This is a genomic window from Gemmatimonadaceae bacterium, assembly GCA_036273715.1.
Taxonomy (GTDB): Bacteria; Gemmatimonadota; Gemmatimonadetes; order Gemmatimonadales; family Gemmatimonadaceae; genus JADGGM01.
This window is the reverse complement of sequence record DASUHB010000064.1, coordinates 126,642-151,275: the sequence shown is the minus strand read 5'-3', so window position 1 is coordinate 151,275 and position 24,634 is coordinate 126,642. Positions and strand designations below refer to the sequence as shown.

Genomic DNA, 24,634 nt, shown 5'->3' with positions numbered 1-24,634 from the left:
AGCTACGCGGCATCAATAGGTTATAATTCAGACCAAAATTGCCACATTATCTTGACAATCCCGAGTACTTCACTTAGGATTGCAAGACCGAGTGTGGAGTGACGTCGTGCTGCACCACGATCTACAACTCGCTGCCGGCGGCCCCAAGGGGACGCGGGCAGCGATTCTCATCGAGCTCAAACGAGCGCCCGCCGCGGCACCCCGCCTGACGGCGGCCGATCTGGCGCAGCGGCTGGACGTGTCGCTCAACGCCGTGCGGCATCATCTCAAAGAGCTCGAGTCGGAGCAGCTCGTCGAGTACGACCGCGAGCGGCGGGGTGTGGGCGCGCCGGCATTCGCCTACCGCCTAACGGAGCGGGGCGAGGCGCTGTTCCCCCGGCGCTATCAGGGCACGCTGCTGCAATTGCTCGATCAGGTCGCCCAGCGCGACGGCCGCGATGCCGCGGTTTCGATGCTCGAGTCGCAGTTCGAGACGATCGCCGAGCGCTTGGAACCGGAGCTGAGTCAGGCGTCGGCGGAGCATCGCCTCGAGATCGTGAGTCGCGCCATGGCACACGAAGGCTTCATGACTGAGTGGCATCAAACGCCCGACTCGACCGATGTCGTGTCGCACAACTGTGCCCTGCTGGCCGTGGCCGAGCGATTTCCGGAGATCTGCGACGCCGAGCGTCGGTTTCTGTCGCGCACACTCGATGCATCGGTGGACCGCGTGTCGCACATCCTGAACGGCTGCGGCGCCTGCGAATACAGCGTGCGATTCCGGGAACCCGGCGCCGTTCGGACCAAGGAGACGTGATGAGCAGCTCGATCGAGAACCTGGTCAATCGGGAATACAAGTTCGGCTTCGTCACCGACATCGACGCGGACACGATCGCGGCGGGCCTCGGCGAGGACACCGTGCGAGCGATTTCCGCCAAGAAGCTGGAGCCGGAGTGGCTGCTGGAGTGGCGGCTCAAGGCGTATCGCCGCTGGACCACGATGCGCGAGCCGCATTGGGGCAACGTCCGCTACGAGCCGATCAGCTATCAGGACCAGGTGTACTATTCGGCGCCCAAGACGCGCAAGCCGTTAGGCAGCCTGGACGAAGTCGACCCCAGGCTCCGCGAGACCTACGACAAGCTCGGCATCCCGCTCAAGGAGCAGCAGATCCTGGCCGGAGTGGCGGTGGACGCGGTGTTCGACAGCGTCTCCGTGGGCACCACGTACCGCGACCAGCTGGCCAAGTTAGGCATCATCTTCTGTTCGCTGGGCGAAGCCGTGCGCGAGCATTCGGATCTCGTGCGCAAGTACCTCGGCTCCGTCGTGCCGTACAGCGACAACTTCTACGCGTCGCTCAACTCGGCGGTGTTCTCCGACGGCTCGTTCGTCTACGTGCCACCCGGTGTGCGCTGCCCCATGGAGTTGTCCACGTATTTCCGGATCAACGCCGAGAACACGGGACAGTTCGAGCGCACGCTGATCATCGCGGACAAGGGCGCGTACGTGAGCTATCTGGAAGGCTGCACGGCGCCCAAGCGGTCGACACATCAGCTGCACGCGGCCGTCGTCGAGCTCGTCGCGCACGAAAACGCCACCGTCAAGTACTCCACCGTGCAGAACTGGTACGCCGGCGACGAGGAAGGACGCGGCGGGATCTTCAACTTCGTCACCAAGCGCGGCAAATGCGCCGGCGCCAATTCGAAGATCTCCTGGACACAGGTCGAAACCGGATCGGCGATCACCTGGAAGTATCCGAGTGTCATTCTGCAGGGCGACAACTCGGTGGGCGAGTTCTACTCGGTGGCCGTGGTCAATCACCACCAACAGGCGGACACCGGCACCAAGATGCTGCACCTGGGACGCAACACACGCTCGACGATCGTGTCCAAGGGCATTTCGGCGGGCCAGGGCAACAACAGCTATCGCGGCCGCGTATACGTCGGCCCCAAGGCAGCCGGCGCGCGCAATTACACGCAGTGCGACTCGATGCTCATCGGCAACCGCTGCGGCGCGCACACGTTTCCGTACATCGAAGTCGGTAACGACACGGCGCAGGTGGAGCACGAGGCATCCACGTCGAAGATCGGCGAGGACCAGATCTTCTATCTGCAGCAGCGCGGCATCTCCAAGGAGAACGCGGTATCGATGATCGTCGCCGGGTTCTGCAAGGACGTGTTCAAGGAGCTGCCGATGGAGTTTGCGCTCGAGGCGCAGCAGCTCCTGGGCATCACGCTGGAAGGCAGCGTCGGTTAGGCGCCGCGGTTCGCGGCCACATCACTCGGGGAACGGACATCGTGCTCGATATTCGAAATTTGCAGGCCAGGGTCGGCGGAGGCGCGGACATCCTCAAGGGCATCACGCTGCACGTGAACGCGGGCGAAGTGCACGCGGTCATGGGCCCGAACGGCTCGGGCAAGAGCACGCTCGCGCAGGTGCTCGCCGGCAATCCGGTGTACGAGGTTACCGGCGGCAGCGCGACGCTCGATGGAAACGATCTGCTCGCGATGCAGCCCGAAGAGCGTGCTCACGCCGGGCTCTTCATGGCGTTCCAGTATCCGGTCGAGATTCCCGGCGTGTCCAACGCGTACTTCCTGCGCTCGGCGTACAACGAAATTCGTAAGGCGCACGGCCAGGAGGAGGTCGACCCGCTCGAGTTCCTCGACATCATGGAGAAGAATCTCGCGTTGGTGGACATGGAGCCATCCATGCTCAACCGCAGCGTGAACGCCGGGTTTTCGGGCGGCGAGAAAAAGCGCAACGAGATTCTCCAGATGGCCGTGCTGCGGCCGCGTCTCGCGATCCTCGACGAGACCGATTCGGGCCTCGACATCGACGCCTTACGGATTGTTGCCGAGGGCGTGAACAAGCTGCGTCGCCCGGACAACGCGACCATCGTGGTGACGCACTACCAGCGGCTGCTCAACCACATCGTGCCGGACTTCGTGCACGTGTTGTCCGCGGGACGCATCGTGAAGTCCGGCGGCAAGGAGCTGGCGCTCGAGCTCGAGGACAAGGGCTACGATTGGATCGAAACGCCGGCGGAGGCAGTGGCGTGACCGCTCCGGTGTTGCTGCGCGAGTTCGAGGACTTCGCAGCGAACGGCGGCGGGAGCGGACCGTCGTGGCTGCTGCCGCTTAGGCGCGCAGCGATCGATCGCTTTGCGGCGCTCGGCTTCCCGACGCCGAAGAACGAAGATTGGCACTTCACGAGCGTCGCGCCCATCGCCGACGGCACGTTCCGGGCGCTGCCGGGAGGTCCGGCGCGCTCCGTTAGGCTCGCAGCGGCCGACGTCGAGCCGTTCACCTTCGCGCGGCCGGATTGGATCCGGCTGGTGTTCGTGAACGGGCGATACGACGCGGCATTGTCGAGCGGTGCGGCTCGTCCCGCGGGCGTCACGGTCACCGACCTCGCGCGGGCCTGGCGAGAGCAGCCGGAAGTGCTCGAGCGGCACGTCGGCAAGGTGGCGGACTACCAGCGGACGGCGTTCACGGCGCTCAACACGGCGTTCATGCGCGATGGCGCGCTGATCCAGCTCGCGCCCAACGTAGAGCTCGAGACGCCCATCCATTTGGTCTTCGTGTCGACGCCGGAAGCGGCCGGCTCGGCATCGCACGTCAGGACGCTCATCGTCGCCGGGCATCATGCCAGGGCCACGGTGATCGAGAGCTATGTGTCGTTGGGCGGCGCCAACGGGTATTTCACGAACGCGGTCACCGAAGCAGTCCTCGGCGAGGGTGCAACGCTGGCGCACTTGAAGCTGCAAACCGAGAGCGAGCGCGCGTTCCACGTGGGTACGCTGCAGGCGCACCAGGGGCGCGACAGCCACCTCGTGTCGTTCTCGTATGCCGCGGGCGGCGAGCTCGCGCGCACCAACGTTTATACGCTGCTCGCCGGCGAAGGCAGCGGCGCGACGCTGCACGGCCTCTACCTGTTGGACGGCGCACAGCACGTCGATCAGCAGACGCGCATCGAGCACGCGAGCCCGAACACGTTCAGCCGGGAAGTCTACAAGGGTATCCTGGATGGCTCGTCGCACGGGGTGTTCAACGGCCAGGTGTTCGTTAGGCCGGAGGCGCAGAAAACCGACGGCAAGCAGGAGAACAACAACCTGCTTCTCTCGGCGCAGGCGCGCATCGATACCAAGCCGCAGCTCGAGATTTTCGCCGACGACGTCAAGTGCACGCACGGCGCCACCGTTGGGCGGCTGGATGAAATGGCGCTCTTCTACATGAAGAGCCGCGGCATCGGCGCCGAGCAGGCGCGGAAGCTGCTCACCTATGCGTTCGCGGCGGGCGTGATCGAGGCGGTCGGCGTGGCGGAAGTCCGCGCCGAGCTCGAGGCGCTCACGCTGCGCCGTTTCGCGGGAGCGGGGGCGGTCGCGGCATCGTGAGCTCCGCCGCGCGACCGGCGCTCGAGCGCGTCGCCGACGTGGACGAGCTGCCGCCTGGAACGCTCAAGGGCGTGACGCTCTCGACCGGCGAACGGGTGTGCCTCGTGAACACGGACGGCGAGATTCATGCGTTAGGCAATGTGTGCACCCATCAGGAGTTTGCGATGTCCGACGGCGCGCTGCTTCCGGGCGGCATCATCGAGTGCGCGTGGCACGGCGCGCGGTACGACTGCCGCACGGGCGCCGTGAAGCGCTTTCCGGCGATCGACGCGTTGCCGGTGTACCAAGTGCGCATCGAGCAGGATGCGATCTGGGTTGGAGCCCGCATTCGGTGATGCGCGCCCTGCCCCGATCCGAATTTCCGCTGCTCGCGGCGTCGCCACGGCTCGTCTATCTGGATTCGGCCGCCACGACGCAGAAGCCGCGCGTCGTACTGGATGCGATCCGGGCGTTCTATGAGAACGACAACGCGAATCCGCATCGGGGCGCGTACGAGCTCTCGGTGCGCGCCACGCAGCGGTATCACGATGCGCGCGCCCGCGTCGCCGCGTTCCTCGGCGTGCGCGACAGCGATTGCGTGATCTTCACGCGCGGCACCACGGAATCGCTCAACCTCGTGGCATCGTCATGGGGTCGCGCGAACGTCGGCGCCGGCGACGAGATCGTCGTGACGGCCGCCGAACACCACGCGAACTTCGTCCCGTGGCAGCAGCTGGCGCTCGAGAAGAAGGCACGGCTGCGCATCTGCGAGCTCGAGCCCGATGGCTCGATCGACCTCGATCGCCTGCGCGCGCTGCTCGGATCGCGCACCAGCGTCGTTGCGTTCCCGTACGTCTCCAACGTGTTGGGCACGATCGCGCCGGTCCGCGAGATCGTGGATCTGGCGCATGGCGTCGGAGCGATCGCGGTGTGTGACGGTGCGCAGGCGGCGCCGCACCTTTCGGTATGCGTCGACGACCTGGGCGTGGACTTCTTCGCCGCGAGCGGACACAAGATGCTCGGGCCGATGGGCATCGGCGTGCTCGTTGGGCGCCGCGATCTGCTCGACGCGATGCCGCCGTACATGACGGGCGGCGACATGATCGAATTCGTGGAAGACGACCGCAGCACGTGGAACCGACTGCCGCACAAGTTCGAGGCGGGCACGCCTAACGCAGCCGGCGCGGTGGGACTCGCCGCGGCAGCCGACCTGCTGCAGCGCATCGGCATGGACGCCGTGCGGGCCCACGAGCGCGGCCTCGTCGGCTCGGCGTACCGGCGGCTGGCTGCGATCGAGGGTGTGCGCATCTACGGCCCGGCGCCGGAGCATCGCAGCGGTGTGCTCAGCTTCAACGTAGGAGATGTGCACCCCCACGATCTGGCGACCATCTTGGATTCGTATCACGTCTGCATTCGTGCCGGCCACCATTGCGCGCAGCCGCTCATGCGGCGGCTCGGTGTCAGCGCCACCGCACGCGCCTCGTTTTACCTGTACAACGACGATGCCGACGTCGACGCACTGGTGAACGGCGTCATGGCGGCCCGGGAGATGTTCAGTCGTGTCGGTGCCTGACGACCAGGGCCGCGGGCCCAACGCACAGGACGCGCGCCGCGCGAACATCTCCGCCCTGTACCAGGAGCTGATCCTCGATCACTATCGGCGTCCGCGCAACCGCGGAAAGCTCGAGCACCCCGACGTCTCGCTGCGCAAGAAGAACCCGCTCTGCGGCGACGTGATCGATCTGCAGCTGCAATTCGACGGGGACACGCTGCGTGACGTGCGCTTCACGGGCGAGGGATGCGCGATCTCACAAGCATCAGCGTCGATGCTCACGCAGCGGCTCAAGGGCAAGACCAGAGCCGAAGCCGCCGAGATCCTGGATCGATTCACGCGCATGGTGCACGGCGAGGAAGGCGCGGCGGACGAATCCCTCGGCGATTTGCGGGCGCTGTCGGGCGTGGCGCGGCTGCCGGTGCGCCACCCGTGTGCGCTCCTGGCGTGGGACACGCTCGCCGAGGCGCTGGCCTCGCGGCCCTGAGCGCCATGCTGCTCGAGCTGCTGCTCGCCGCATCGACGCTGCTGCCATCGCACGGCACGGTCAGAACCGATTCGCTGTGGTCGTCCGCGTTAGGCGTCAGCAAGCACTATCTCGTGTACCTGCCGCCGTCGTACGCCGCTGATACGAGCCGGCGCTATCCGGTCGCGTACTATCTGCACGGCTATTCGGGCGACGAGACCAACTGGGTCAAGTTAGGCCATCTCGACGCCACGATGGACTCGCTGATCGCCGCCGGCGGTCCGGAGTTCATCGTCGTCATGCCCGACGGCGATGACAGCTGGTACACGACCTGGAACTCCATGGGCGACTACGGCGCCTGCAAGCGCGATACGACGCGCAAGGAGCCGGCCTCGACGTTTTGTGTGCCGTGGCCGCATTACGATGACTACGTGGCGCGCGACCTCGTGCACCACGTCGACTCGGCGTACCGCACCATGCCCGATCGCCAGCACCGCGCCATCGCCGGCTTGAGCATGGGCGGATTCGGCGCCGTGGACCTGGCTCTCGAGTACCCCGAGGTGTGGAGCGCCGCCGCGAGCCACTCCGGCACCCTGCAGTTGATGTACGCCGGCCCGCACCCGTACGCCGGGCACGACGTCTACGCGTCGAACCTGGAACAGCTGCGGCAGTCCATGGGCGACCTCTGGCCATCGCTCGAGCAGGCGTTAGGCAAAGACACCGCTGCCTGGCGCTCGCGCGATCCCCTCACGCGCGTGGAGCGGCTGCGCGACGCCCACCCGGAGCTGATGCCGGCATTGTACTTCGATGTCGGGACCGAGGACCGGTGGATCGATGAGAATCGTGCCTTCGACGCCGGACTGACAGCCTTGCACGTGCCCCACGAGTACCACGAGTACCCCGGCGCGCACACGTGGACTTACTGGAGCGAGCACGTGGCGCAAAGTCTGGCGTGGATCGGCAGAGAGTTCGAACACCCCGCGCGCGACAACTGAGGACGCCCGTCCCGCGGAAGCACCGCATGTCGCCGCGGCCCTTGACGGCCGTCCCCGTTGGGCGAGATACTCTCAGCCTCCCGTTCCGCTCCCAGGCCAACCCGTGGAGGTCGAGATGCGTGGCGTCAGGATGATCGCTTCCCTTGCACTTTTTTCCGCCCTTCTCGCACCGCGCCTCGCCGCGCAGGCGTCATCGGTCGACCCCTGCTCGCTTCTCACCGTTGCCGAAGTGAACGCGGTGGTCGGCATGAAGTCGCTGCCGGGACGACCGTACCTGGGAAGCAAGATCATTTGCTTGTTTTCGCCGGACACGTCCGCGTTCAGCGATCAACCTGTCGTGAATCTCATGGTTCAGCAGGTTTACATGTTTCAGGGACAAAAAAACATGGGCCCGCATCCGGTGAGCGGTCTCGGCGATGAGGCGTATTGGACCGGAGGCGGCAACTACGCGAAGCTCGAAGTCCGGAAGGGCAATCGCGCGTTCAGTGTGACGGTGTCGATGGGTAAGACCGCCAAAACCGCGCAGCAGCTCGAGCAGATGGAAGAAGCGCTGGCCAAGAAAGTACTCGCGCGGTTGTGACGTCCTGATTGCGCGGCGCCCGCGGCGTGCTGCCGGCCGCGGGGGATCCGATCGCCTGAGCCGGCGCACGCGTTAGGCGACCGCCTCTCCCTTCTCGCGAAACTCCTCGTACGCCACGCGCAACCGCTCGACGCACTGCAAGGCGAGCTCCGATGACGAATACCCCGGAACGCTCGCGTCTTTCGGCTGCCAGACCCAGCTCGCTTGATCCCTGCCGGCCGCCACGAACACCTCCTCCCAGAGCGCGGTCGCGGCCACCAGCGTGCGCGGCGACGTCATGCGCTCGGGCAGGTGCTCTCCGCGCGGCGCCACGGAACCGTGCCAGACGATGACGAGCAGATCACCATCGGCCACCGAGTCTATGGTGCTGCGCAACCACGTAATGGTGAGCGCGACGGGCCCCAACTGGACGATGCAACGCCCAGGCGAGAGACGTTCCTTCGATTTCTGCTCAACTCCGGCGCCGGAGAGCGCCGCCACGCCGCGCACGACGTTCTCGGCAAGCATCTCGAGCTCGTGCTTACAGATCGCAAGCGCACGGTGCGAGGCGAGGAATGACGGACGATCGGCCCACAGCGGGCTTTCGGCCAGCGGACGCGAATTCAAGCTGTCGATCATCGAACCTCCTTACGTGGATCGAGCGCCGGCTGGTCTGACTCGCGTCTGCCAACCGGCGCCCGACTAACCGGAGCGCGCACCGCGAGCGATGCGCGTCCGGTGAACGTGAGATCGTCGCGTACTTTAGCGGGCCACTCGTGTCACGTTCTCGGCCGCCGGGCCCTTCTGGCCCTGCACGATGTCGAACTCCACCGTCTCCCCCTCGGAGAGCGACTTGAAGCCTTCACCTTGAATGGCCGAGTGGTGGACGAAGCAATCTTTCTGTCCGTCGGCGGGCGTGACGAAGCCAAAGCCCTTTGCATCGTTGAACCACTTTACTACGCCGGTCGTGCGCATGATGTGCTCCTCGAAATTGATCTGTGCTGTGGTCGGAGCGCGGTCTTTCGACCAGGTGCTGCACGAACCGACAACAACGTGCTCGTGACAACCCTCACGAAGGGGCGCCGTCAACTGACGGCAACGCCTGGAACCAAATTTCTTCGGGAATTTCCGGGAAGCGCGGCGGTGCTGGATCCCCCGACACAGGGTCAAGGATAAAACCGCCGACGTTCTCTTCTCCTGAGCAGTGGATGGGATGCCGTTCCCTCATGTCTTGTATCTACGCTCATGAAGACGCGGACACAGCACGAACACAGCGGACACAACACGAGCAAAACCAAGGCGTTGATTTTTTTTCGGTGCTTTGTCCGTTGTGTCCTGCTTTGTCCGCGTCTTCATGAGCGTAGCACTCTGCCCGTCCGGCCTGCCTCACGATCCATCTTCTATCGTTCGTTCGATTCTCTTTCCGGCCACGTTTCCCGGAACTTCCCGAAGAACCCGACAAAAAAAAGGCCCGCAATCTGGCGGGCCCCAAATCCAAATGCCTGAGGGCCGTGCGCTGGGCACCGGCCGTACTAATCAAGCTAACACCGTGCGCTCGAAATTACAACGGTCTCTTGAACTTGGTGATCCTATCTCCAGGAGGGCGCCGGCACCCGGCCGTGCTGGCGCGCGCGTCTCGCTCGTTAGGCGCGGCGGCGCCGTGGTCGATGCGGGCATGGGCGTCACCAGATGAGCGGCACCAATCGCTTCGTGCGCGCCCGATAGGCCGGATATGTCCCGGGAAACAACTCCATCATATAGCGCTCTTCCGTGCCGACGCGGAACAGGAACATTGTCGTCACGATGACGAAGAGAACTATCCCGAAGACCGAGCCGGTGAGCCCGGTGCTCAGGGTAGCGAGGATGATGCCCGAGTAGATGGGGTGGCGAACGAACGCGTACGGACCAGTGGTGACGAGCTCGTGTCCTTCCTTCATGGCCGGGCTCGCGCTCCAATTGCGGCCGAGATACAACCGCGCCCAAATCGCCACGGCGATGCCGAGCGCCGTGAGCCCCGCGCCGATCCACGCCAGCAGTAACGAAGGCGAGAAGAACACCAGGCTGTTCGCCAGGTGATGCGTGGCCGACTCGTGGTGACGGAGCGATCGGACGATCACCACGACGAGGATCGCGATGACGAGCATGCGCACCCGGTAGGCCTTGGCGAATCGTCCGCCTCGCACGTCGCGTTTGACGAAAAACGACAGGCCTAACCAGACGAGGATGAACGCCGCCCAGCTTGCGATGATGACGACTAACGTGCTCATGCGAGCCGCGCCGGCTTGGCCGCCGCGGAACCCACGTCGTCGCCACGAGCGCGGGCGCTCATGATGCGTCCAACCGCCGGACGCAATCGTGGAGGTCGCTGTTCAATTGGCGATGATGGGTCACGAGAAGCGCGTGGGGCGCTCCTTCATAGACGCGTAGCTCGCTTCCGGCAATCATCTTTGCAACGCGCATTCCTGTCAGCGCGAGCGGCGCGGACCGATCCGCATCGCCGTGAATCACGAGCGTCGGCACGGAAATGCCCGCCGTGTCCTGGCGCAGATCCGTCTCGGTGATCGTGTGGTTCATGGCGATGAGGGCCGGCAGTGATGCAGCCTCGCCCATGCGTGCGATCCAGGCGACCGTCTCGTCGGAGGTCCTGGGCGTCACGATCAATCGCGCATTGTCCGACAGGAATTTCGGCATGTCGGTGGTCCAGGTGTCGCGCCGTTTGGCGAACACATCAGCGTCGATTCCGTCGGGATTGTCATCGGTTTTGAGAATGAACGGCAGCGCCGAGGAAATCAGCACGAGCGCCGCAACGCGGTCCTGGCCGTGCCGCCGCAGGTAGCGCGCAATCTCGGCCGCGCCCATCGAATGCCCAACGAGGATCGCCTGGTGCACGTCGAGCGCGTCCAGGACCGCGGCGAGGTCGTCGGCAAGCGCATCGTAATCGTAGCCGCGTCCCGGGTCAGTGCTCCGCCCATGGCTTCGCTTGTCGTACACGACACACCGTGCGACGTCGCTGAGCGACGACGTTTGATACTGCCAGATGTCGGAGTGGGTGGCCCAACCGTGGATGAACACGATGGGTCGCCCTGCACCCCGCGCGCTGGCGTAGAGCTCTTCGCCGTCCCGCACGGCGATTCGGTGCGGATGTATCATGTGCCGTTGTCGTCTTCGGTGCGGATGAGAGGACGCTGACCCGTCGGCGAATGACAGTGCGGCCGGCGAGCGAGCCACATGTGCAGGATAGCACACGCCTCAGCACAAATGCACGGCCATCGCCTTGAACGACGCGTAGATCCGGCCCCCGCGCGCCAACCCGAGCTCTTGCGCCGAGCGTGTGGTGAGCGCCGCGACGAGCACCGCACCGCCGACGTCGACCGACACCCGCGTGAGCGCGCCCAACGTCGCGATCTCATCGATCGTACCGGCAAACTGGTTCCGCGCCGAGGTCGGGCTCGGCTCCCGAGACAACACGATTTCCTCCGCCCGAATCACGGCGTGGGTTGCGCCATCAGCGGCATCGCCGACCGCATAGATGGTGAGGGGGCCGGCGCGGAATTCCAGCGACCGGTGTCCGTCCGGCGATGGGCGCTGGTTTCGCAGCTCGGCGGCCTCCGGATCGCCGTTGCCTAACGCGCGAACCGTTCCCGCGAACACGTTCTCGGCGCCGAGGAACTCGGCGACATACGGAGACGCGGGCCGCCGAAACACGTCATCGGGCGGCCCGGCCTGCAGCACCCGGCCGTGGTCGAGCAAGACCGCCACGTCACCCAGCAACCCCGCCTCGGTGAAATCGTGCGTCACCTGGAGCACCGTGATGCCCAGCTCGCGGTGCAGCGCGCGCACGGTCCGCCGCGCGATCGTGCGCGATCGCGGATCCAGAGCGCTGAACGGCTCGTCGAGCAACAGCACCGATGGCCTAACGGCTAACGCGCGAGCGAGCGCCACCAGCTGGCGCTCGCCTCCGCTCAGCGCCGGCACGGGCCGGTCGTACAACGCCCGTGCCCCCACGCGGCCGGCGATCTCGGTCGCGAACGCGAGATCCGCGGCCCCGTAGGCCACGTTGCGCTCCACACTCAGGTGCGGAAACAGGTAGCCATGTTGGTACACGATGCCCAGCCGCCGATCCTCGGGCGGCGCGGCGGTCACGTCGCGTCCGTCGAGCGCGATGTGCCCGGCGTGCGGCGCGATCACGCCCGCGATCGTCTCGAGCAAGGTCGTCTTGCCGGAGCCGGCCGGTCCGATCACGACGCCGTACTGCCCGTGCGGTACCGTGAACGTCACGTCCTGCAACCGGAACGTCCCGACCTGCGTGCCGAGCCCGGCAACGTCGATCACCCGTCCATTCCCGCGCCGCGATCGGGACGCAGTGCGCGCAGGGCGATCAACGGGACGAGCGCCAGGATCGAGAGCACGGCGGCCACGGGCAGCGCTTCCGTTAGGCCGAAACCGGTGAACCGATCGTACGCGAGCACGCTCGCCACTTTCGGATTGTAGGTGAGAATCACGATCGCCCCGAACTCGCTCACAGCTCGCGCCCACATCACCACTAAGGCGGCGATCAATCCGCGCATCGAGAGCGGCAGCGTCACCCGCCGGAACGCCCGCCATGCGGGATCGCCCAACGTACGTGCCACGGACTCGTACCTCGTATCGACACGAGCGAATGCCTCCCGTGCGGCGCTGATATAAAGCGGCGCCGACACGAACACCATCGCGCACACGATGCCGACCGGCGAGCCGGCCACCTGGATGCCGGCGTGCAGCAGCGCCCGCCCAACGGCGCTGCCGCGCCCCAGGATCAACAAGAGCGCGATGCCGGCCACGGGATGCGGAATGAGCAGCGGCAGGTCGAGCACCGCGGCAACGACGGCTTTCCCCCGGAAGGCCCGTCGCGCCAACAGGTACGCCAGCGGCGTGCCGCCTAACGCACCGGCGGCCATGGCCACCGTCGCCGTCACCGCGGTGAGCCACAGCGCACCGCGGAGCTCGGCGTCCGTGAAGAGCTCCGCTACACCGGACGTGCCGCCACCTGCAACCAGCCGCGCGATCGGCGCAACCAGAAACAGTAGAAAAATCGATCCGCACAAGCCCGCGAGGATGCTCGCCGTGCGGTGCGCCGCGAACGAGCGCGGAGCGAATGACGTCCGCGCGACCGGTTCCATCACGGCGCCGTTACCGCCGCCCGCACCGATGCGGGCGCTCCGCGACCGATGATCACCGGCGTGTCCAACGCTTCGAGCTTGTTCGCGCGCAACAGACTCCGCCCTTCGCGCGACAACAGGAAGGACACGAACGCCCTCGCCGCCGCCGGATGCGGAGCGCGTGTCGGAATCGACAGGGCATACACGATGGGCTCGCCCTTGATCGTCAGCGTATCCTTGGGGGTCTTTCCCGCCACCTTCACCGTTGCCTGCGCATAGAGGTCGGTGTCCGCCGGCGTACCGAGGTCGATCGCGGAAGGGAGCGTGACGTACCGCAGCTTGGTCGCCCGCGCGAGCGATTCGTACGACCAGATGTAATCAAACTCGCCGGCCTGCAACACGCCCACCAAATCTGCCTCTCTGGGCCGCATGTTTTTCGCCGGTGACAGCTTCATCAATTTGTCGTACAACCCGGGCTGCTCATAGTAGCGCTCGGCGAGTTGCATCGTGAGCAGCGTCCGATAGCCGTTCGGATCGAGATCGGGGTTCGCCCGCCCGACTTGCACGCCGGGCCGCTGCAGGATCTGCGGCCAGTTCAGGCTGTCTACCTGCGACGCGAACTTCGACGTGTTCGTGAACGCCAGCACCATGCGGTTGCGCGCAAACTCGGCGTACCACGTCGTCTGACCCGGCATGAGCAGCTTCGGGAAGACGTCGTAGTCGGCAAGCACGACGACGTCGGGAATTTCGTGCAGCTCGGTGAGCTTGCGCGCGATGTCGAGACTGCCGCCGTTTTCCTGCTGAACGGCCACGTGCTGGTGCGCGGCGAATGTGTCGAGCGCGGCGCGGATGGGAATGGCGACGCTCGCCGCGGTGTAGACCACGATCGCGCCGCTGCCGGAGGCCGGCGTTCTCCTGCCGCAGGATGCGGCCACGGCGAGAACGGCCGGAAGCACGAAGCGCACGCGCATAATGACTCGCTCCTGCCGTGAACGAAAGGAAAACTCAGCTGTCGAGGATCTCGCGCTCGGCACGCTCGACCAGGTGGTGGATCGACGCATTGACGCGGCGGTAGGCGCGCGCCACCCGCAGCGCCGTTTCCGTTAGGCGCGCGCCGCCGCCGGTCGACCCGCCGGCGTGCCGCTCCACCAACGCCTGCCCAACGAGCGACTCGGCGCGGGTGATCCACGCCAGCGCGTGCCGGTAGCCGATGCCTAACGCTGAAGCGGCGGCGCGGATCGACCCCCGGGCGTGGATCTCCTCCAGCAGCTGGATGAATCGCGGCCCGATGACCTTGTCGCCGCCGTGCAGCACGATGAGCACCGCGCGCGCACGTGCCCCGCCGCGCCAGCGAACGGCGTTGCGGCACAGACGCGCGCCGGGCTCAGAAATTGGCGACGAGCTGGAAGTCGACTTCATTGACGGCACGCGCTGGACGGTGAGACTTCACGATCCAATCCGTGAGAAACCGGAGATTCTCCCTGGGCGTGATCAGGTTCACGCCGAAGGTCGACCACCCATCCCGCGTGTCCGTGTTCGTGTCGTCCAACTGTCTCGTGTCGTTGAACCATTCGCGCTTGAACACAGGTTGCAGCCACGGCAGAAACGTGTAGGCGGCCAACACATACCCTCCGCCGGCGTCCTGATGGTCGCCGCCGAGCGGCCGCGATCGATGAATGCCTTCGCCTTCGATGAGCAGGTCGCGCCACATGATGCGCCCGTCGTAGCCCCTCAAGTGGTCCGTCCCCTCGTTGCCCAGCTTCGCGGCAAGCGCCAGCCACGTGAACGGAGTCACGGTCACGCGCCCGATGAGCAGCTCGCGGCCGTCGGGATTCGACAGCGCGTTGGCCCCTTCTCCGTTGGTCACCGATGCATCCGCCGTGACGAAATGGGACCATTGCACCTGGCCCATCGCGCCGATGTCACGCTTCGGCGTCAACTGATCGATTGCTGTCGCGCGGTTCGCCGTGCGCAGGTAGGCGAACGACGTCAAATACTCGAGGCTGAACGGCTGCTTGAATTGCCCAACGATCAGCGCCGGGTGGAATTGCCCCCACCGCACCGAATCCGCCACCGCCTGTGCGAACTCGACGTACGCATCGGTGAGCTCGAAGCCGTGCACCGTGTTGCTGGAGGAAACCGTTTCGGTTTGGTTGCCCGAAAAATCGACCTGCACGCGGACGGCCAGGTACGGGAGCGGCGCAATCATCGCCGTGAGCCGCGCGCGGTTGACCGCGAAGCTCGTGGAATCGCCATGCTTCGTGTCCCGCACCGACACGTAGCCGCCGAGCTTGATGCTGGGGGACAGGTTGCCTAACGGGATCACGGGCGTTGCCACGAGCGGATATTGTGCCGCGGCGGCGGCGGGAAGGACGGCGCAGACGGACGCGGCGACGATCGCGGCGTGCCGCGCACGAGAGGATCGCATGGCGGTGGCGGGAGCTGGCGTTGTTACCAAACGGTAACAACCAACCTGCAGCGCGCCGGCCGCCCCGGCAAGGGCGGCCCTGTTCAGACTGGAACCCCGCGGCCCCGCGGCCGTATTGTTGTGGGACCTTCCCCCGCCCATGGACGCGCCATGACCGTCGCTGTCGACATCGATCACGTCTCCAAACGCTTCGCCAACCACGTCGCCGTCCGCGACCTCTCACTCCAGATTCCCGCCGGCATGGTCTACGGTCTCCTCGGCCCCAACGGGGCCGGCAAGACCACCACCATCCGCATGGTGCTCGATGTCATCGAGCCGGACACCGGCTCGATCCGGATTCTGGGTTCGCCTAACGGGCAGCCCGGAGTCGTCGACCGCGTCGGCTACCTGCCGGAGGAACGCGGCCTCTATCGCCGCATGACGGTGCGGCGCGTTCTGCTGTTCCTGGCGCAGCTCAAGGGCGTGCCGGCCGCCGACGCCGCGAAACGCATCGACGCGTGGCTCGAGCGCCTGCAGCTGATCACGCCCGAGCGCGACTGGGGCGACGCACGCGTCGAAGAGTTGTCGCGCGGCATGCAGCAGAAGGTGCAGTTCATCGGCGCCCTGGTGCACGACCCGGTGGTGATGATCCTCGACGAACCGTTCAGCGCGCTCGATCCGATCAACGCACAGGCGCTCAAGGACATCATCATCGAGCTCAAGCACGCCGGCAAGACCGTGATCTTCAGCACCCACCTCATGGAAAGCGCCGAGCGACTCTGCGACGCGGTGTGCATCATCGCCAACGGCAGAAAGCTCGTGGACGGCACGCTGGCCGACGTTCGACGAGCGCACGGCGTGCGGCAGGTGGCGCTCGCGCTGGAGGGCGGCTCGCACAACGGCGTCTCGCGCGTGCTCGCGGATCGCACGCTCGTCGCGCGCGTGGACGACTCGAACCAGATGATGGAGTTGGATCTGGCGCCGGAGGCGGACCCGCAGCAGCTGCTGCGCGCGCTGCTCGAGGCCGGAGCGATCGTCCAGCGATTCGAGCTCGTCCAGCCTTCGCTGCACCGCGTGTTCGTGGACCGCGTCTCCGCGCTCTCGTCTAACGGAGAGTCCATGGGAGGGGCCGATGCGTAAGCTCTGGATCGTCGCGCAGCGCGAATTCATGGAGCGCGTCCGATCGCGCTGGTTCATCGTGAGCACGATTCTCGTGCCTGGCCTTCTCGGGCTCTCGATTTTCATTCCGATCTTCTTCACCTCGCGCGCCGCGCCGTCGCCGGACATGGCGCGCGTCACGATCATCGACGCCTCGGGCAGCGGGTTCGGCGCCGGTCTGGCGGCGCGCCTCGACGGCGGCGTCACCGGCGACACCGCCGCCGAGTACGTCGACGTGGTTCCGGGGGCAATCGCAGCAGCGGAATCCACAGCCACCCGTGACGTGATCGCCGGGCGGCGCAAAGGCTACCTGGTGGTGGGTCCGCTCTTGTGGCCGAAGCCCGACGTGCGCTATGCGGGGTCGAACGCGACATCGACGATCGACATGTCGCGCCTTCAGCGCCTGGTCCACGACGAGTTGATCGCGACCCGGCTTCGTTCCGCGGGAATGGACCCGCACCAGGTCGATGCACTCACGGCCCTGGACCTCCAGATGTCCACCGAACGCCTAACGGCGCGCGGCCGCGGCGGATCCGGCGAGATCGGGAGCGTCGTCGCGTTCATCGTGGCGTTTCTGCTCTACATCACGATCTTTTTCTACGGCCAGATCGTCATGCGCGGCGTGATGGAAGAAAAGCAGACCCGCGTCGCCGAGACCGTGGTGTCGAGCGTCAGGCCGGATACGCTGCTGTTTGGAAAAATTCTGGGTGTGGGCGGCGTGGCCGGCGCGCAGCTGCTCATCTCCGGCCTGGCGACGATGTTTCTCATCCAGCAGCGCGCACCGATATTGGCGCGGCTGCACATCGAGGCGGGCAGCTTTTCGCTGCCGCACGTGGCGCCCGGGATGGCAGCGCTGCTGGTCGTGTATTTCATCCTCGGCTACATCGTCTACTCGTCCTTGTTCGCGGCGATCGGCTCGATGACGAGCAGCGAGCAGGACGCGCAGCAGGTGCAGATGCCGGTCACGCTGCTGCTGGTGATCACGGCGCTGTTCATTCAGCCGGTGAGCTTCACGCCCGAGAGCGCGCTTTCGGAAGCGTTGTCGTTCATTCCGTTTTCATCGCCGATCATCATGCCGCTGCGCTTGAGCCTCGTGCCGATTCCGGCATGGAAGGTGGCGCTTTCGCTGGCAACGCTCGCGGGGGGATGTTGGCTGGCGGTGTGGATTGCAGCGCGGATCTATCGCACGGGCTTGCTCATGTACGGCAAGCGTCCGTCGCCCCGCGAGCTGCTTCGCTGGGTTCGCGCGAGCCGCTAGCGTGGCTGTTCAGCTGTACCCTAGGGGTGCGGCGCCATCGGTGAGTTTTTGCCTACAAAGTAGGCAAAAACTCACCGATGCTTGGCGCGACGCCCTGTCACGATGCCGGTTCCAGCACGCGGTCTTTCGGACCGGGCATCTTGCGATAGACGTACGCGCCGTCGGGCGCGTCGGGGCGATCGAGCAACGCGTCGATCATCGGGCGGTTCGGTGAGAGCGTGCACACGGGGTCGGTGTTGCGCGCGTCGCCCGTGAGGGCGAACGCCTGGCAGCGGCATCCACCGAAATCGACGTGTTTGCGGGCGCAGCTCCGGCACGGCTCGCGCATCCACTCGTCGCCACGAAAGGCCTGGAACGCGCTCGAGTTCTCCCAGATCCATTCGAGGCTGCGATGGCGAACGTTGTCGAACGTGAGCGATGTGATCTGCGACGCGGCGTGACACGGCAGCACGTTGCCGTTCGGCGCGACCATGATGTACAGCGAACCCCACCCGCCGTAACACGGTTTCGGGAATTCACTGTAATAATCCGGCAGCACGTAGATGATCTGCATCCGCCCCTTGTACTCGGCGGTCTTTCGGTCGGCGATTTCGGCGCTGCGCTCAACCTGCGCGCGCGTGGGCATGAGCGCGTCACGATTGGCCACGGCCCACCCGTAGTACTGCGTGTTGGCCAGCTCGACGCGGTCGGCGCCTAACGCAGCGGCCATGTCGATGATCTGCTCCAGCCGGTCGAGATTCGCGCGGTGCAGCACCACGTTCACCGAGAACGCGACGTCGCGTGCTTTGACCCACGCCGCGGCCCGGTGCTTGGCCTCCCAACTGCGCGTTCCGGCAATGCGCTCGGCGCTGTCCCGTTCCGAGTCCTGAAAGGAGATCTGCACGTGTTCGAGGCCGGCGTCCACCAGCCGATCCAGGCGCTCGTGCGTCATGCCTAACGCAGAGGTCACGAGCGTGCTGTACAAGCCTTCGCCGTGCGCGTGGGTGACGATCTCCTCGAGGTCGCGGCGCAAAAGCGGCTCGCCGCCGGAAAGACCGAGCTGCAGCACGCCCAGCTGCCGCGCTTCGCTGATCACCCGCTTCCAGTCCTCGGTCCCGAGCTCAGCCTTGGACAGCACGAGATCGAGCGGATTGGAGCAGTACGGGCAATGCAACGGACAGCGGTGCGTCAGTTCCGCGAGCAGCGTGGTCGGCCGGCGTTCTGTCTGCATGATATCGGATACAAGGAAAAAGGGCCCGCCGCGGCGAGCCCCTTGCCTCCCATCAACCCAGCGATTTTAACGCCGAGCGACGTAGGCGGTCACTTCCATCGTCACTTCCACCACTTCGAATTCAGGCTTCGTCCAGGACATTGTATCTCTCCAGCGTTGTTGTCATGACGTAGTACCCTTCTAGCACGCGATGTGCCGCGCCCGTGAATTCGCCAACACGTTCATTGGCAGCAATTTACGCTGTAGAGCTCGCTGAGATCGCGGTCCGCTCGAGTGAACCGAGCGCGTGATTTCACCCAAAGTTGGGTGATTTCACCCAGTGCGCCGGTCGAACTCCTGCTCCCTAGAGGCCGAACTTCTTGAGTCGATAGCGCAGCGTATCACGGCTGATACCGAGTCGCTGGGCGGCCTTTGTTTGATTGCCGGCGGCTTCTCGCAGCGCCTGCTCGATGAGCGATCGCTCCAACTGCGACAGCTCGACTCCATTTGCCGGCAAAGGGCTCGATGCGTCGACCGAGCTCATCAGCGAAAGATGCTTGGCCTCGAGCGTGTCGCCCTGGCTCCAGAGTACCGCGCGCTCGATCACATGGCTCAGCTCGCGAACGTTGCCCGGCCACGGGTACGCCAGCATTGCCGCTCGCGCATCGCGATCGATGCCGCGCACGTCCTTCCCGTACTTGGCCGTGAACCGCGAGAGGAACCGATCGGCCAGGAGGTTGACGTCTTGTCCCCGGTCACGCAGCGGCGGCAGGTGCAGCACGATGACCGCGAGGCGAAAGAACAGATCCTTGCGGAACGCGCCGGTTTGCGCGTCGCGCTCGAGGTCGCGATTCGTCGCGGCGATGATGTGGACGTTTACTTTGCGGTCGCGCAGGCCGCCCACCCGCCTAACGACTCCCTCTTCCACGGCGCGCAGCAGCTTGCCCTGCAGCGACACCTCGACGTCGCCCACCTCGTCGAGAAACAGCGTCCCGCCTTCCGCCGCCTCGAACAACCCGATCTTCGACTCCTTTGCGTCGGTGAACGCGCCTCGCTCGTAGCCGAACAACTCCGCTTCGATGAGGTTGGCCGGCAGTGCAGTGCATGTGAGCTCGATGAACGGCTTGGCGGCGAGGCGGCCCGACGCGTGGATCGTTCGCGCGAGCAGGCCCTTCCCCGTACCGGTTTCGCCGGTAATGAGCACCGGCGGCGTGTCTTCGAGCGCCGCGATCTGCCGGGCGCGGTCGAGCACCGCACGCATGGGCGGGGACTCGCCGATGAGTTGGGCGAAATGCAGATCGGCGGCGGCGCGTTTGCGGTGATACGACAGCTCGTGCTTGAGCAGCGACGTTTCGCGCGCTCGGTCGGCGAGCAGCTTCAGCTCCTCCAGATCGACGGGCTTTTTGAGGTAGTCGAACGCGCCTAACTTGACGGCTTCCACGGCGCCCTCGATGGTGCCGAACGCCGTCATGATAATGACGGGAATCGCCTTGTCGAATTCGTGGATGCGCTGCATGAGCGTGATCCCGCTCATGCCCGGCAACCGCAGATCGGCGAACACGACGTCGGGCCTCAGCTTGTCGAGCAGGTTCAGCGCGTGCTCGGCGTCGCCGGCTACCTCCGCGTCGTAGCCGCTCTCCGACAAATAGGCTTTGATCGAGCGCGCGAGCGTGCGCTCGTCGTCCACCACCAGGACGCTGGGGCCGCTCACGTGATGCTCGCCGGCGCCGGCGGTGTCTCGACCACCGCGCGAGGCGCCTGCGCTCCCGCCGCGGGCAGACGGATCCGGACCAAGGTGCCGCCGCCCGGACGCCCGGCGCCGCTCTCGATCTCGAGCTGGCCGCCATTCTGCTCCGTGTACCGTTTGGCAGTCGCGAGGCCGAGTCCGGTTCCTCCTTGCCGCGTCGTGAAGAACGGTTCGCACACCGATGGCAGCACCTGCTCGGGAATGCCGACGCCCGTGTCGGAGATCTCGATCGCCACGCCGCCTAACGCAGTGCCCGCGTCATCGGCGTGCGCGGAGACGCACAGTACGCCGCCCTCCGGCATCGCGTCCAGCGCATTCGAGAGCACCTCCACCAGCGCCTGCTCCACCTGGACCGGATCCACGCGCACGTCGGGGAGCCCGGGCGCAACGCGCACTTGGACGTCGACCCGGCGATCGGCCGCCAACTTCCGGAACGGCGCCACCGCATCCTGGACGATGCGCGTCACGGTATCGGGCAGCGGATGAAACGGCGCTGGGCGCGAGAAGTCGAGCAGGTGGGTGACGCGTTTGTCGAGGCGATCCGCCTCGTAGATGATGTCCTGCAGATGCTCGCGCGACTCCTCGTTCTTCGTGCGCTTGAGCGCGACCTGTGCCGCCGCGCGCAGACTCGCGAGCGGATTGCGCAGCCCGTGCGCCACGGCCGCCGACATCTCGCCGATCGATGCCAAGCGCTCGGCGTGAACCAGTTGCCGCTGCGTTTGCTGCAACTGCGCGACCTTTGCCTCGAGCTCGGTGTTGAGCCGCAGCATGTCGGCGCGCGACTCGCGCAGCTTCTCCGTCATGCGAGCGAAGGCGACCGCCAGCTCGCCCACTTCGTCATTCGAGGCGACGGCAATGGGATGATCGAGCCGGCCGCCGCCGACGATCGCCATGGCTCTGCCCAATTCGCTGATCGGGTACGCGATCCCGCGCGCGATGAGCCACGATGCAAACGTGCCCAAGCCTAACGCAAGCACCAGAATCCCGATGAGCACACGGTCTTCGCCGGTGAGGATGTCCTCGAGTCGCGCGTACGCCCCGCGCACGCTGGACTCGCGCGCGCGGCGATACACGTCCCGGTTGACCTCCTGGAGCGCCGGTTGCAGCCGGTCGCGCAACTCGCCCTGCGCCAGTTGAAATGCATCGGCGTGACGGCCGGCGTCGTACAGCGTGAAGACGCTGTCGGCCACCAGGAGCATCTGCCGCTGGATCGCGTCGACGCCGTCCGCGAGATCCGATTCGCCCGGGCGCAGCAGCGCGCGCCAGCGACCCTGCCAGTACGTGACGACCTGCCGGTTCACCTCGAAGTCGCGCCGCGCCGCGGGATCCATCCCGCTCAGATAGCGCCAGATCACCTGCGACTCGTTGAACATCGCATCCTCGAGCTCGGCGTAGGTGCGCGTGCGCGCCATGTTCTCGCCCAACGCCTGCAGCGCCCGCCGCTCCTGCGCATTCGTACGAATGGCCTCCGCGCCGATGAGCAGCGCGGGAATGACCATGAGCGTGAATCCGAGGAGGAGCTTTCGGCGGACGGTCATGTTCGATCCACCAGGGGGTAAGCGATGCGTCCCGAAGCTTACTCGACGACGGCCGCGCGCGGATGAGCGACGCGATTCAGCGGGTGTCGTGGTCGGTATGACCCTGCGCGCGTTCGCGACGCCGGTCGAGCTCCGCACGAGCATGGCGCTTTCGGCTCACGATGCCCAGCAGGCCGGTCCAACCCATCGAGACCAGCACTAGGATCCATCCCGCCTGACACGCCGTCAGGAAGACAGCGAGACGCCACGGCGAGGGATTGTCGAAGGCCGGCACCACTCGGGCCACGATCGGTGCGAGCGCCGGCGCCGAAAGCGCCACGATCACTGCCGCAATCACGAACAGCCCGAGCGCGATCTTCGCCATCGCCCGCGGCCAGGTCCCCTGCTGGCGAAACTCGCGGGCGCGGCCGGAGGCGCTCAACGCGAGCACCAGGCCTCCGATCCACTGAAGCGCAGCCAGATAGGGGACTAACCGATTCATGGCTGGCGAGGCGCTTCGTGCATCGACCGCCGGCTATGTGGCACGCGATTGAACGACTAGCAGTGCTCGTCGAACGCCGCCACGAGATCCTGCGCGATGGACGCTGCGCTGCGTCCCTCGATTTGGTGCCGCTCCAGCATGTACACCAGCTTGCCATCCTTGAGCAGGCCGATCTGCGGCGAGGACGGATCGTATCCCGTGAAGTAGCTGCGGGCGCGCGCGGTTGCGTCGAGGTCCTGGCCGGCGAATACGGTGGTCAACGTGGCGGGCACGCGCTCGTGCTCGAGCGCCAGCGCAACGGCCGGCCGCGCGTTGCGCGCCGCGCATCCGCAAACCGAGTTCACGACGACCAGCGCCGTGCCGCGCGCATCGCGCAGCGTCTCGTCCACTTCTTCCGGGGTGCGCAATTCTCGCACGCCGAGCCGCGTAAGCTCCTCGCGCATCGGGGTGACGAACCGTTCATCGTACGGCATGGTGTCTCGCGTCTGAAGTGAAGCCGAGCGACGACTACAGATCATCCCCGGCCTCGCCGTCGCGCACGAGGGCCAGGATGGCGGTCTGCGGAACGACGAGGTAGCGATCGCCCTCGAACGTGATTTCGACGCCGGCCTTACGAAAGAATAGCGCGTAATCGCCGACGCGTGCCTGCATGGGAACGAATCGCGTTTCACGCCGGGCGTTGCGCCAGGGCTCGTCGCCAGGCTCGCCCGGATCCGGCATCGGGAGGCCGGGGCCAGTCGCGGTGATCCGTCCACCCTGTACCGCCTGGTTGTCGACGGCGGTCGGCGGAAGATAGAGGCCCACCTTGCTGCGTTCCTCGCCCTCTTCGAGCGCTACAAGGACGCGATCGCCGACGACGATGAGGGACTTCGAGCTGCGAGGCTTGAGAGGCACGGGATCGCGGGATGGAAAGATGGTGCGCTCGTCGCGCGCGTGGGAAAGATAACGTTCGTTTGCTCGCAACGGGAACGCGCGTCAGACGTGCTTCTCGCCGCCCCGTTCTTTTTCGATGAGCGACGAGCGCACGGCCTGGACGACGACGGCCAGTACGACCGCGAAGACGACGATCGCGACCTCGCGCCGCAGCAGTGTGGTGAGCGACATCGGCAGCCAGTTGGCCCACTCGGCGCGCTCCTGCCCGATTCGCTCGACGTGCATGCCGATGAGCACGGCGCTGAACACCGCCTCGGCGACGGTCTCGACGGCCGCGAACAGCGGCGCGCGCCAGAGCCACTGGTGCACCGGATGGTTGCCCAGGTAGGCGGCCGCCATGCCTAACAGAATGATGTAGCCGACGGCGAAGACCGGCAGGATCTCCCAGACGGTCAAGGCGTGGCTGGACAGGACGAGCAGCCGCAGCAGCCGGACGATCACGGCCGTGAGTGCGGCCATGCCGATGAGCGACAGCGACACGCGCCGCGGCAACTTCAGCTCGATGGCGCGAAACTCGATGGTGCGACGCGGGAAGAATTCTGGCATGCCTAAGCGAGAGCGGTGGGTATCGCGATCCGGCCGGCGCTCATTCGGCCGGGCGCGCCCCGGTGGAGACGCCGGGATACCGCCGGAGGAGCCGCTCGCCCGGAGAACGATGATCGTCTTCCGCGGGCTCGTTCGCCTGCCGCTCCTTCAGTTCCTTGGTCATGAGATGGAGCTCGGCCATCGTCGCCGCCGCGCGCACCGCGGCGTCGGCCCGCTGCGCGGATAGCCGCCTGAGCCGCACGACGATGAACACCGCGCAGCCCAGCGCACCCAGTATCAGAAAGGCCAGCAGCAGCGCGAACCGTGGCTCCATCGGTCC

The 24,634-nt window shown here is 66.1% G+C and carries 28 protein-coding genes; 11 read left to right on the top strand and 17 right to left on the bottom strand.

Annotated elements, in window-relative coordinates; translation table 11 throughout:
• Positions 1-91 precede the first annotated feature (91 nt).
• The 9 genes from VFW04_14395 to VFW04_14355 all read left to right on the top strand — a co-directional run bounded on the left by VFW04_14395 (position 92) and on the right by VFW04_14355 (position 7,941).
• Positions 92-796: a helix-turn-helix domain-containing protein gene (locus tag VFW04_14395; GenBank protein HEX5180523.1), complete on the top strand. Its 705-nt coding sequence runs from the start codon at positions 92-94 to the stop codon at positions 794-796.
• Positions 796-2,232: a Fe-S cluster assembly protein SufB gene (gene sufB, locus VFW04_14390; protein HEX5180522.1), complete on the top strand. Its 1,437-nt coding sequence runs from the start codon at positions 796-798 to the stop codon at positions 2,230-2,232. Before VFW04_14395 ends, sufB begins: the two co-directional genes overlap by 1 nt.
• 41 nt (positions 2,233-2,273) lie before the next feature.
• Complete coding sequence (gene sufC, locus VFW04_14385; GenBank protein ID HEX5180521.1) at positions 2,274-3,035, top strand: Fe-S cluster assembly ATPase SufC; 762 nt, start codon at positions 2,274-2,276, stop codon at positions 3,033-3,035.
• The gene (gene sufD / locus VFW04_14380) at positions 3,032-4,369 is read left to right on the top strand and encodes a Fe-S cluster assembly protein SufD (protein HEX5180520.1); all 1,338 of its coding nucleotides are present in this window, start codon (positions 3,032-3,034) and stop codon (positions 4,367-4,369) included. The genes sufC and sufD overlap by 4 nt, the downstream gene beginning before the upstream one ends.
• Positions 4,366-4,704 carry a non-heme iron oxygenase ferredoxin subunit gene (locus VFW04_14375; GenBank protein ID HEX5180519.1) on the top strand — a complete coding sequence of 113 codons (339 nt, stop codon included), beginning with the start codon at positions 4,366-4,368 and terminating at the stop codon, positions 4,702-4,704. The genes sufD and VFW04_14375 overlap by 4 nt, the downstream gene beginning before the upstream one ends.
• On the top strand, positions 4,704-5,921 hold the full coding sequence (locus VFW04_14370; protein ID HEX5180518.1) for a cysteine desulfurase: 1,218 nt from the start codon (positions 4,704-4,706) through the stop codon (positions 5,919-5,921). Before VFW04_14375 ends, VFW04_14370 begins: the two co-directional genes overlap by 1 nt.
• Entirely contained in the window at positions 5,908-6,387 is a 480-nt protein-coding gene (locus VFW04_14365; protein ID HEX5180517.1) for an SUF system NifU family Fe-S cluster assembly protein, read from the top strand. Before VFW04_14370 ends, VFW04_14365 begins: the two co-directional genes overlap by 14 nt.
• A gap of 5 nt (positions 6,388-6,392) precedes the next feature.
• Positions 6,393-7,361, top strand: a complete 969-nt coding sequence (locus tag VFW04_14360; protein HEX5180516.1) for an alpha/beta hydrolase family protein — start codon at positions 6,393-6,395, stop codon at positions 7,359-7,361.
• 103 nt (positions 7,362-7,464) lie between these two features.
• Positions 7,465-7,941: a hypothetical protein gene (locus tag VFW04_14355; protein HEX5180515.1), complete on the top strand. Its 477-nt coding sequence runs from the start codon at positions 7,465-7,467 to the stop codon at positions 7,939-7,941.
• Positions 7,942-8,013: 72 nt separating this feature from the next.
• Here VFW04_14355 and VFW04_14350 read toward each other — a convergent pair whose 3' ends face one another.
• The 9 genes from VFW04_14350 to VFW04_14310 form a co-directional block, all read right to left on the bottom strand.
• Positions 8,014-8,559 (bottom strand): hypothetical protein, encoded by a 546-nt coding sequence (locus VFW04_14350; protein ID HEX5180514.1) that lies wholly within the window; start codon positions 8,557-8,559, stop codon positions 8,014-8,016.
• Between the two features lie 123 nt (positions 8,560-8,682).
• Positions 8,683-8,898, bottom strand: coding sequence for a cold shock domain-containing protein (locus tag VFW04_14345; GenBank protein ID HEX5180513.1), 216 nt, complete (start codon positions 8,896-8,898; stop codon positions 8,683-8,685).
• Between the two features lie 704 nt (positions 8,899-9,602).
• Positions 9,603-10,187: an isoprenylcysteine carboxylmethyltransferase family protein gene (locus VFW04_14340; GenBank protein ID HEX5180512.1), complete on the bottom strand. Its 585-nt coding sequence runs from the start codon at positions 10,185-10,187 to the stop codon at positions 9,603-9,605.
• Between the two features lie 58 nt (positions 10,188-10,245).
• The gene (locus tag VFW04_14335) at positions 10,246-11,070 is read right to left on the bottom strand and encodes an alpha/beta hydrolase (protein ID HEX5180511.1); all 825 of its coding nucleotides are present in this window, start codon (positions 11,068-11,070) and stop codon (positions 10,246-10,248) included.
• 99 nt (positions 11,071-11,169) lie between these two features.
• Positions 11,170-12,252: an ABC transporter ATP-binding protein gene (locus VFW04_14330; protein HEX5180510.1), complete on the bottom strand. Its 1,083-nt coding sequence runs from the start codon at positions 12,250-12,252 to the stop codon at positions 11,170-11,172.
• Positions 12,249-13,079: an ABC transporter permease gene (locus VFW04_14325; protein ID HEX5180509.1), complete on the bottom strand. Its 831-nt coding sequence runs from the start codon at positions 13,077-13,079 to the stop codon at positions 12,249-12,251. The genes VFW04_14330 and VFW04_14325 overlap by 4 nt, the downstream gene beginning before the upstream one ends.
• Positions 13,079-14,023 carry an extracellular solute-binding protein gene (locus tag VFW04_14320; GenBank protein HEX5180508.1) on the bottom strand — a complete coding sequence of 315 codons (945 nt, stop codon included), beginning with the start codon at positions 14,021-14,023 and terminating at the stop codon, positions 13,079-13,081. Before VFW04_14320 ends, VFW04_14325 begins: the two co-directional genes overlap by 1 nt.
• Positions 14,024-14,063: 40 nt before the next feature.
• Entirely contained in the window at positions 14,064-14,381 is a 318-nt protein-coding gene (locus tag VFW04_14315) for a LysR family transcriptional regulator (GenBank protein HEX5180507.1), read from the bottom strand.
• 61 nt (positions 14,382-14,442) lie between these two features.
• Entirely contained in the window at positions 14,443-15,486 is a 1,044-nt protein-coding gene (locus tag VFW04_14310; protein ID HEX5180506.1) for a porin, read from the bottom strand.
• Positions 15,487-15,636: 150 nt separating this feature from the next.
• Between VFW04_14310 and VFW04_14305 the strand changes: the two genes are divergently transcribed.
• Both VFW04_14305 and VFW04_14300 read left to right on the top strand, forming a co-directional pair.
• Positions 15,637-16,605 carry an ATP-binding cassette domain-containing protein gene (locus VFW04_14305; GenBank protein ID HEX5180505.1) on the top strand — a complete coding sequence of 323 codons (969 nt, stop codon included), beginning with the start codon at positions 15,637-15,639 and terminating at the stop codon, positions 16,603-16,605.
• Complete coding sequence (locus VFW04_14300; GenBank protein HEX5180504.1) at positions 16,598-17,881, top strand: ABC transporter permease; 1,284 nt, start codon at positions 16,598-16,600, stop codon at positions 17,879-17,881. The genes VFW04_14305 and VFW04_14300 overlap by 8 nt, the downstream gene beginning before the upstream one ends.
• Positions 17,882-17,978: 97 nt before the next feature.
• Here VFW04_14300 and pqqE read toward each other — a convergent pair whose 3' ends face one another.
• The 8 genes from pqqE to VFW04_14260 all read right to left on the bottom strand — a co-directional run bounded on the left by pqqE (position 17,979) and on the right by VFW04_14260 (position 24,628).
• On the bottom strand, positions 17,979-19,091 hold the full coding sequence (gene pqqE, locus VFW04_14295) for a pyrroloquinoline quinone biosynthesis protein PqqE (GenBank protein HEX5180503.1): 1,113 nt from the start codon (positions 19,089-19,091) through the stop codon (positions 17,979-17,981).
• A gap of 343 nt (positions 19,092-19,434) precedes the next feature.
• Positions 19,435-20,781: a sigma-54 dependent transcriptional regulator gene (locus tag VFW04_14290; protein HEX5180502.1), complete on the bottom strand. Its 1,347-nt coding sequence runs from the start codon at positions 20,779-20,781 to the stop codon at positions 19,435-19,437.
• Positions 20,778-22,355 carry an ATP-binding protein gene (locus VFW04_14285; GenBank protein HEX5180501.1) on the bottom strand — a complete coding sequence of 526 codons (1,578 nt, stop codon included), beginning with the start codon at positions 22,353-22,355 and terminating at the stop codon, positions 20,778-20,780. The genes VFW04_14290 and VFW04_14285 overlap by 4 nt, the downstream gene beginning before the upstream one ends.
• Before the next feature lie 76 nt (positions 22,356-22,431).
• The gene (locus VFW04_14280) at positions 22,432-22,836 is read right to left on the bottom strand and encodes a hypothetical protein (GenBank protein HEX5180500.1); all 405 of its coding nucleotides are present in this window, start codon (positions 22,834-22,836) and stop codon (positions 22,432-22,434) included.
• 56 nt (positions 22,837-22,892) lie between these two features.
• Positions 22,893-23,309: a BrxA/BrxB family bacilliredoxin gene (locus VFW04_14275; protein ID HEX5180499.1), complete on the bottom strand. Its 417-nt coding sequence runs from the start codon at positions 23,307-23,309 to the stop codon at positions 22,893-22,895.
• 34 nt (positions 23,310-23,343) lie between these two features.
• On the bottom strand, positions 23,344-23,730 hold the full coding sequence (locus VFW04_14270) for a co-chaperone GroES family protein (protein ID HEX5180498.1): 387 nt from the start codon (positions 23,728-23,730) through the stop codon (positions 23,344-23,346).
• Positions 23,731-23,811: 81 nt separating this feature from the next.
• The gene (locus VFW04_14265) at positions 23,812-24,315 is read right to left on the bottom strand and encodes a hypothetical protein (GenBank protein ID HEX5180497.1); all 504 of its coding nucleotides are present in this window, start codon (positions 24,313-24,315) and stop codon (positions 23,812-23,814) included.
• 40 nt (positions 24,316-24,355) lie between these two features.
• Complete coding sequence (locus VFW04_14260; GenBank protein HEX5180496.1) at positions 24,356-24,628, bottom strand: hypothetical protein; 273 nt, start codon at positions 24,626-24,628, stop codon at positions 24,356-24,358.
• Positions 24,629-24,634: the final 6 nt, after the last annotated feature.

Bases quoted from the DNA above. Each gene is read 5' to 3' on its own strand.
- sufB (HEX5180522.1), top strand. From the start codon at position 796: ATGAGCAGCTCGATCGAGAACCTGGTCAATCGGGAATACAAGTTCGGC.
- VFW04_14370 (HEX5180518.1), top strand. From the start codon at position 4,704: ATGCGCGCCCTGCCCCGATCCGAATTTCCGCTGCTCGCGGCGTCGCCA.
- VFW04_14360 (HEX5180516.1), top strand. From the start codon at position 6,393: ATGCTGCTCGAGCTGCTGCTCGCCGCATCGACGCTGCTGCCATCGCAC.
- VFW04_14350 (HEX5180514.1), bottom strand. From the start codon at position 8,559: ATGATCGACAGCTTGAATTCGCGTCCGCTGGCCGAAAGCCCGCTGTGG.
- VFW04_14340 (HEX5180512.1), bottom strand. From the start codon at position 10,187: ATGAGCACGTTAGTCGTCATCATCGCAAGCTGGGCGGCGTTCATCCTC.
- VFW04_14335 (HEX5180511.1), bottom strand. From the start codon at position 11,070: ATGATACATCCGCACCGAATCGCCGTGCGGGACGGCGAAGAGCTCTAC.
- VFW04_14325 (HEX5180509.1), bottom strand. From the start codon at position 13,079: ATGGAACCGGTCGCGCGGACGTCATTCGCTCCGCGCTCGTTCGCGGCG.
- VFW04_14310 (HEX5180506.1), bottom strand. From the start codon at position 15,486: ATGCGATCCTCTCGTGCGCGGCACGCCGCGATCGTCGCCGCGTCCGTC.
- VFW04_14305 (HEX5180505.1), top strand. From the start codon at position 15,637: ATGACCGTCGCTGTCGACATCGATCACGTCTCCAAACGCTTCGCCAAC.
- VFW04_14300 (HEX5180504.1), top strand. From the start codon at position 16,598: ATGCGTAAGCTCTGGATCGTCGCGCAGCGCGAATTCATGGAGCGCGTC.
- pqqE (HEX5180503.1), bottom strand. From the start codon at position 19,091: ATGCAGACAGAACGCCGGCCGACCACGCTGCTCGCGGAACTGACGCAC.
- VFW04_14285 (HEX5180501.1), bottom strand. From the start codon at position 22,355: ATGACCGTCCGCCGAAAGCTCCTCCTCGGATTCACGCTCATGGTCATT.
- VFW04_14280 (HEX5180500.1), bottom strand. From the start codon at position 22,836: ATGAATCGGTTAGTCCCCTATCTGGCTGCGCTTCAGTGGATCGGAGGC.
- VFW04_14275 (HEX5180499.1), bottom strand. From the start codon at position 23,309: ATGCCGTACGATGAACGGTTCGTCACCCCGATGCGCGAGGAGCTTACG.
- VFW04_14265 (HEX5180497.1), bottom strand. From the start codon at position 24,315: ATGCCAGAATTCTTCCCGCGTCGCACCATCGAGTTTCGCGCCATCGAG.
- VFW04_14260 (HEX5180496.1), bottom strand. From the start codon at position 24,628: ATGGAGCCACGGTTCGCGCTGCTGCTGGCCTTTCTGATACTGGGTGCG.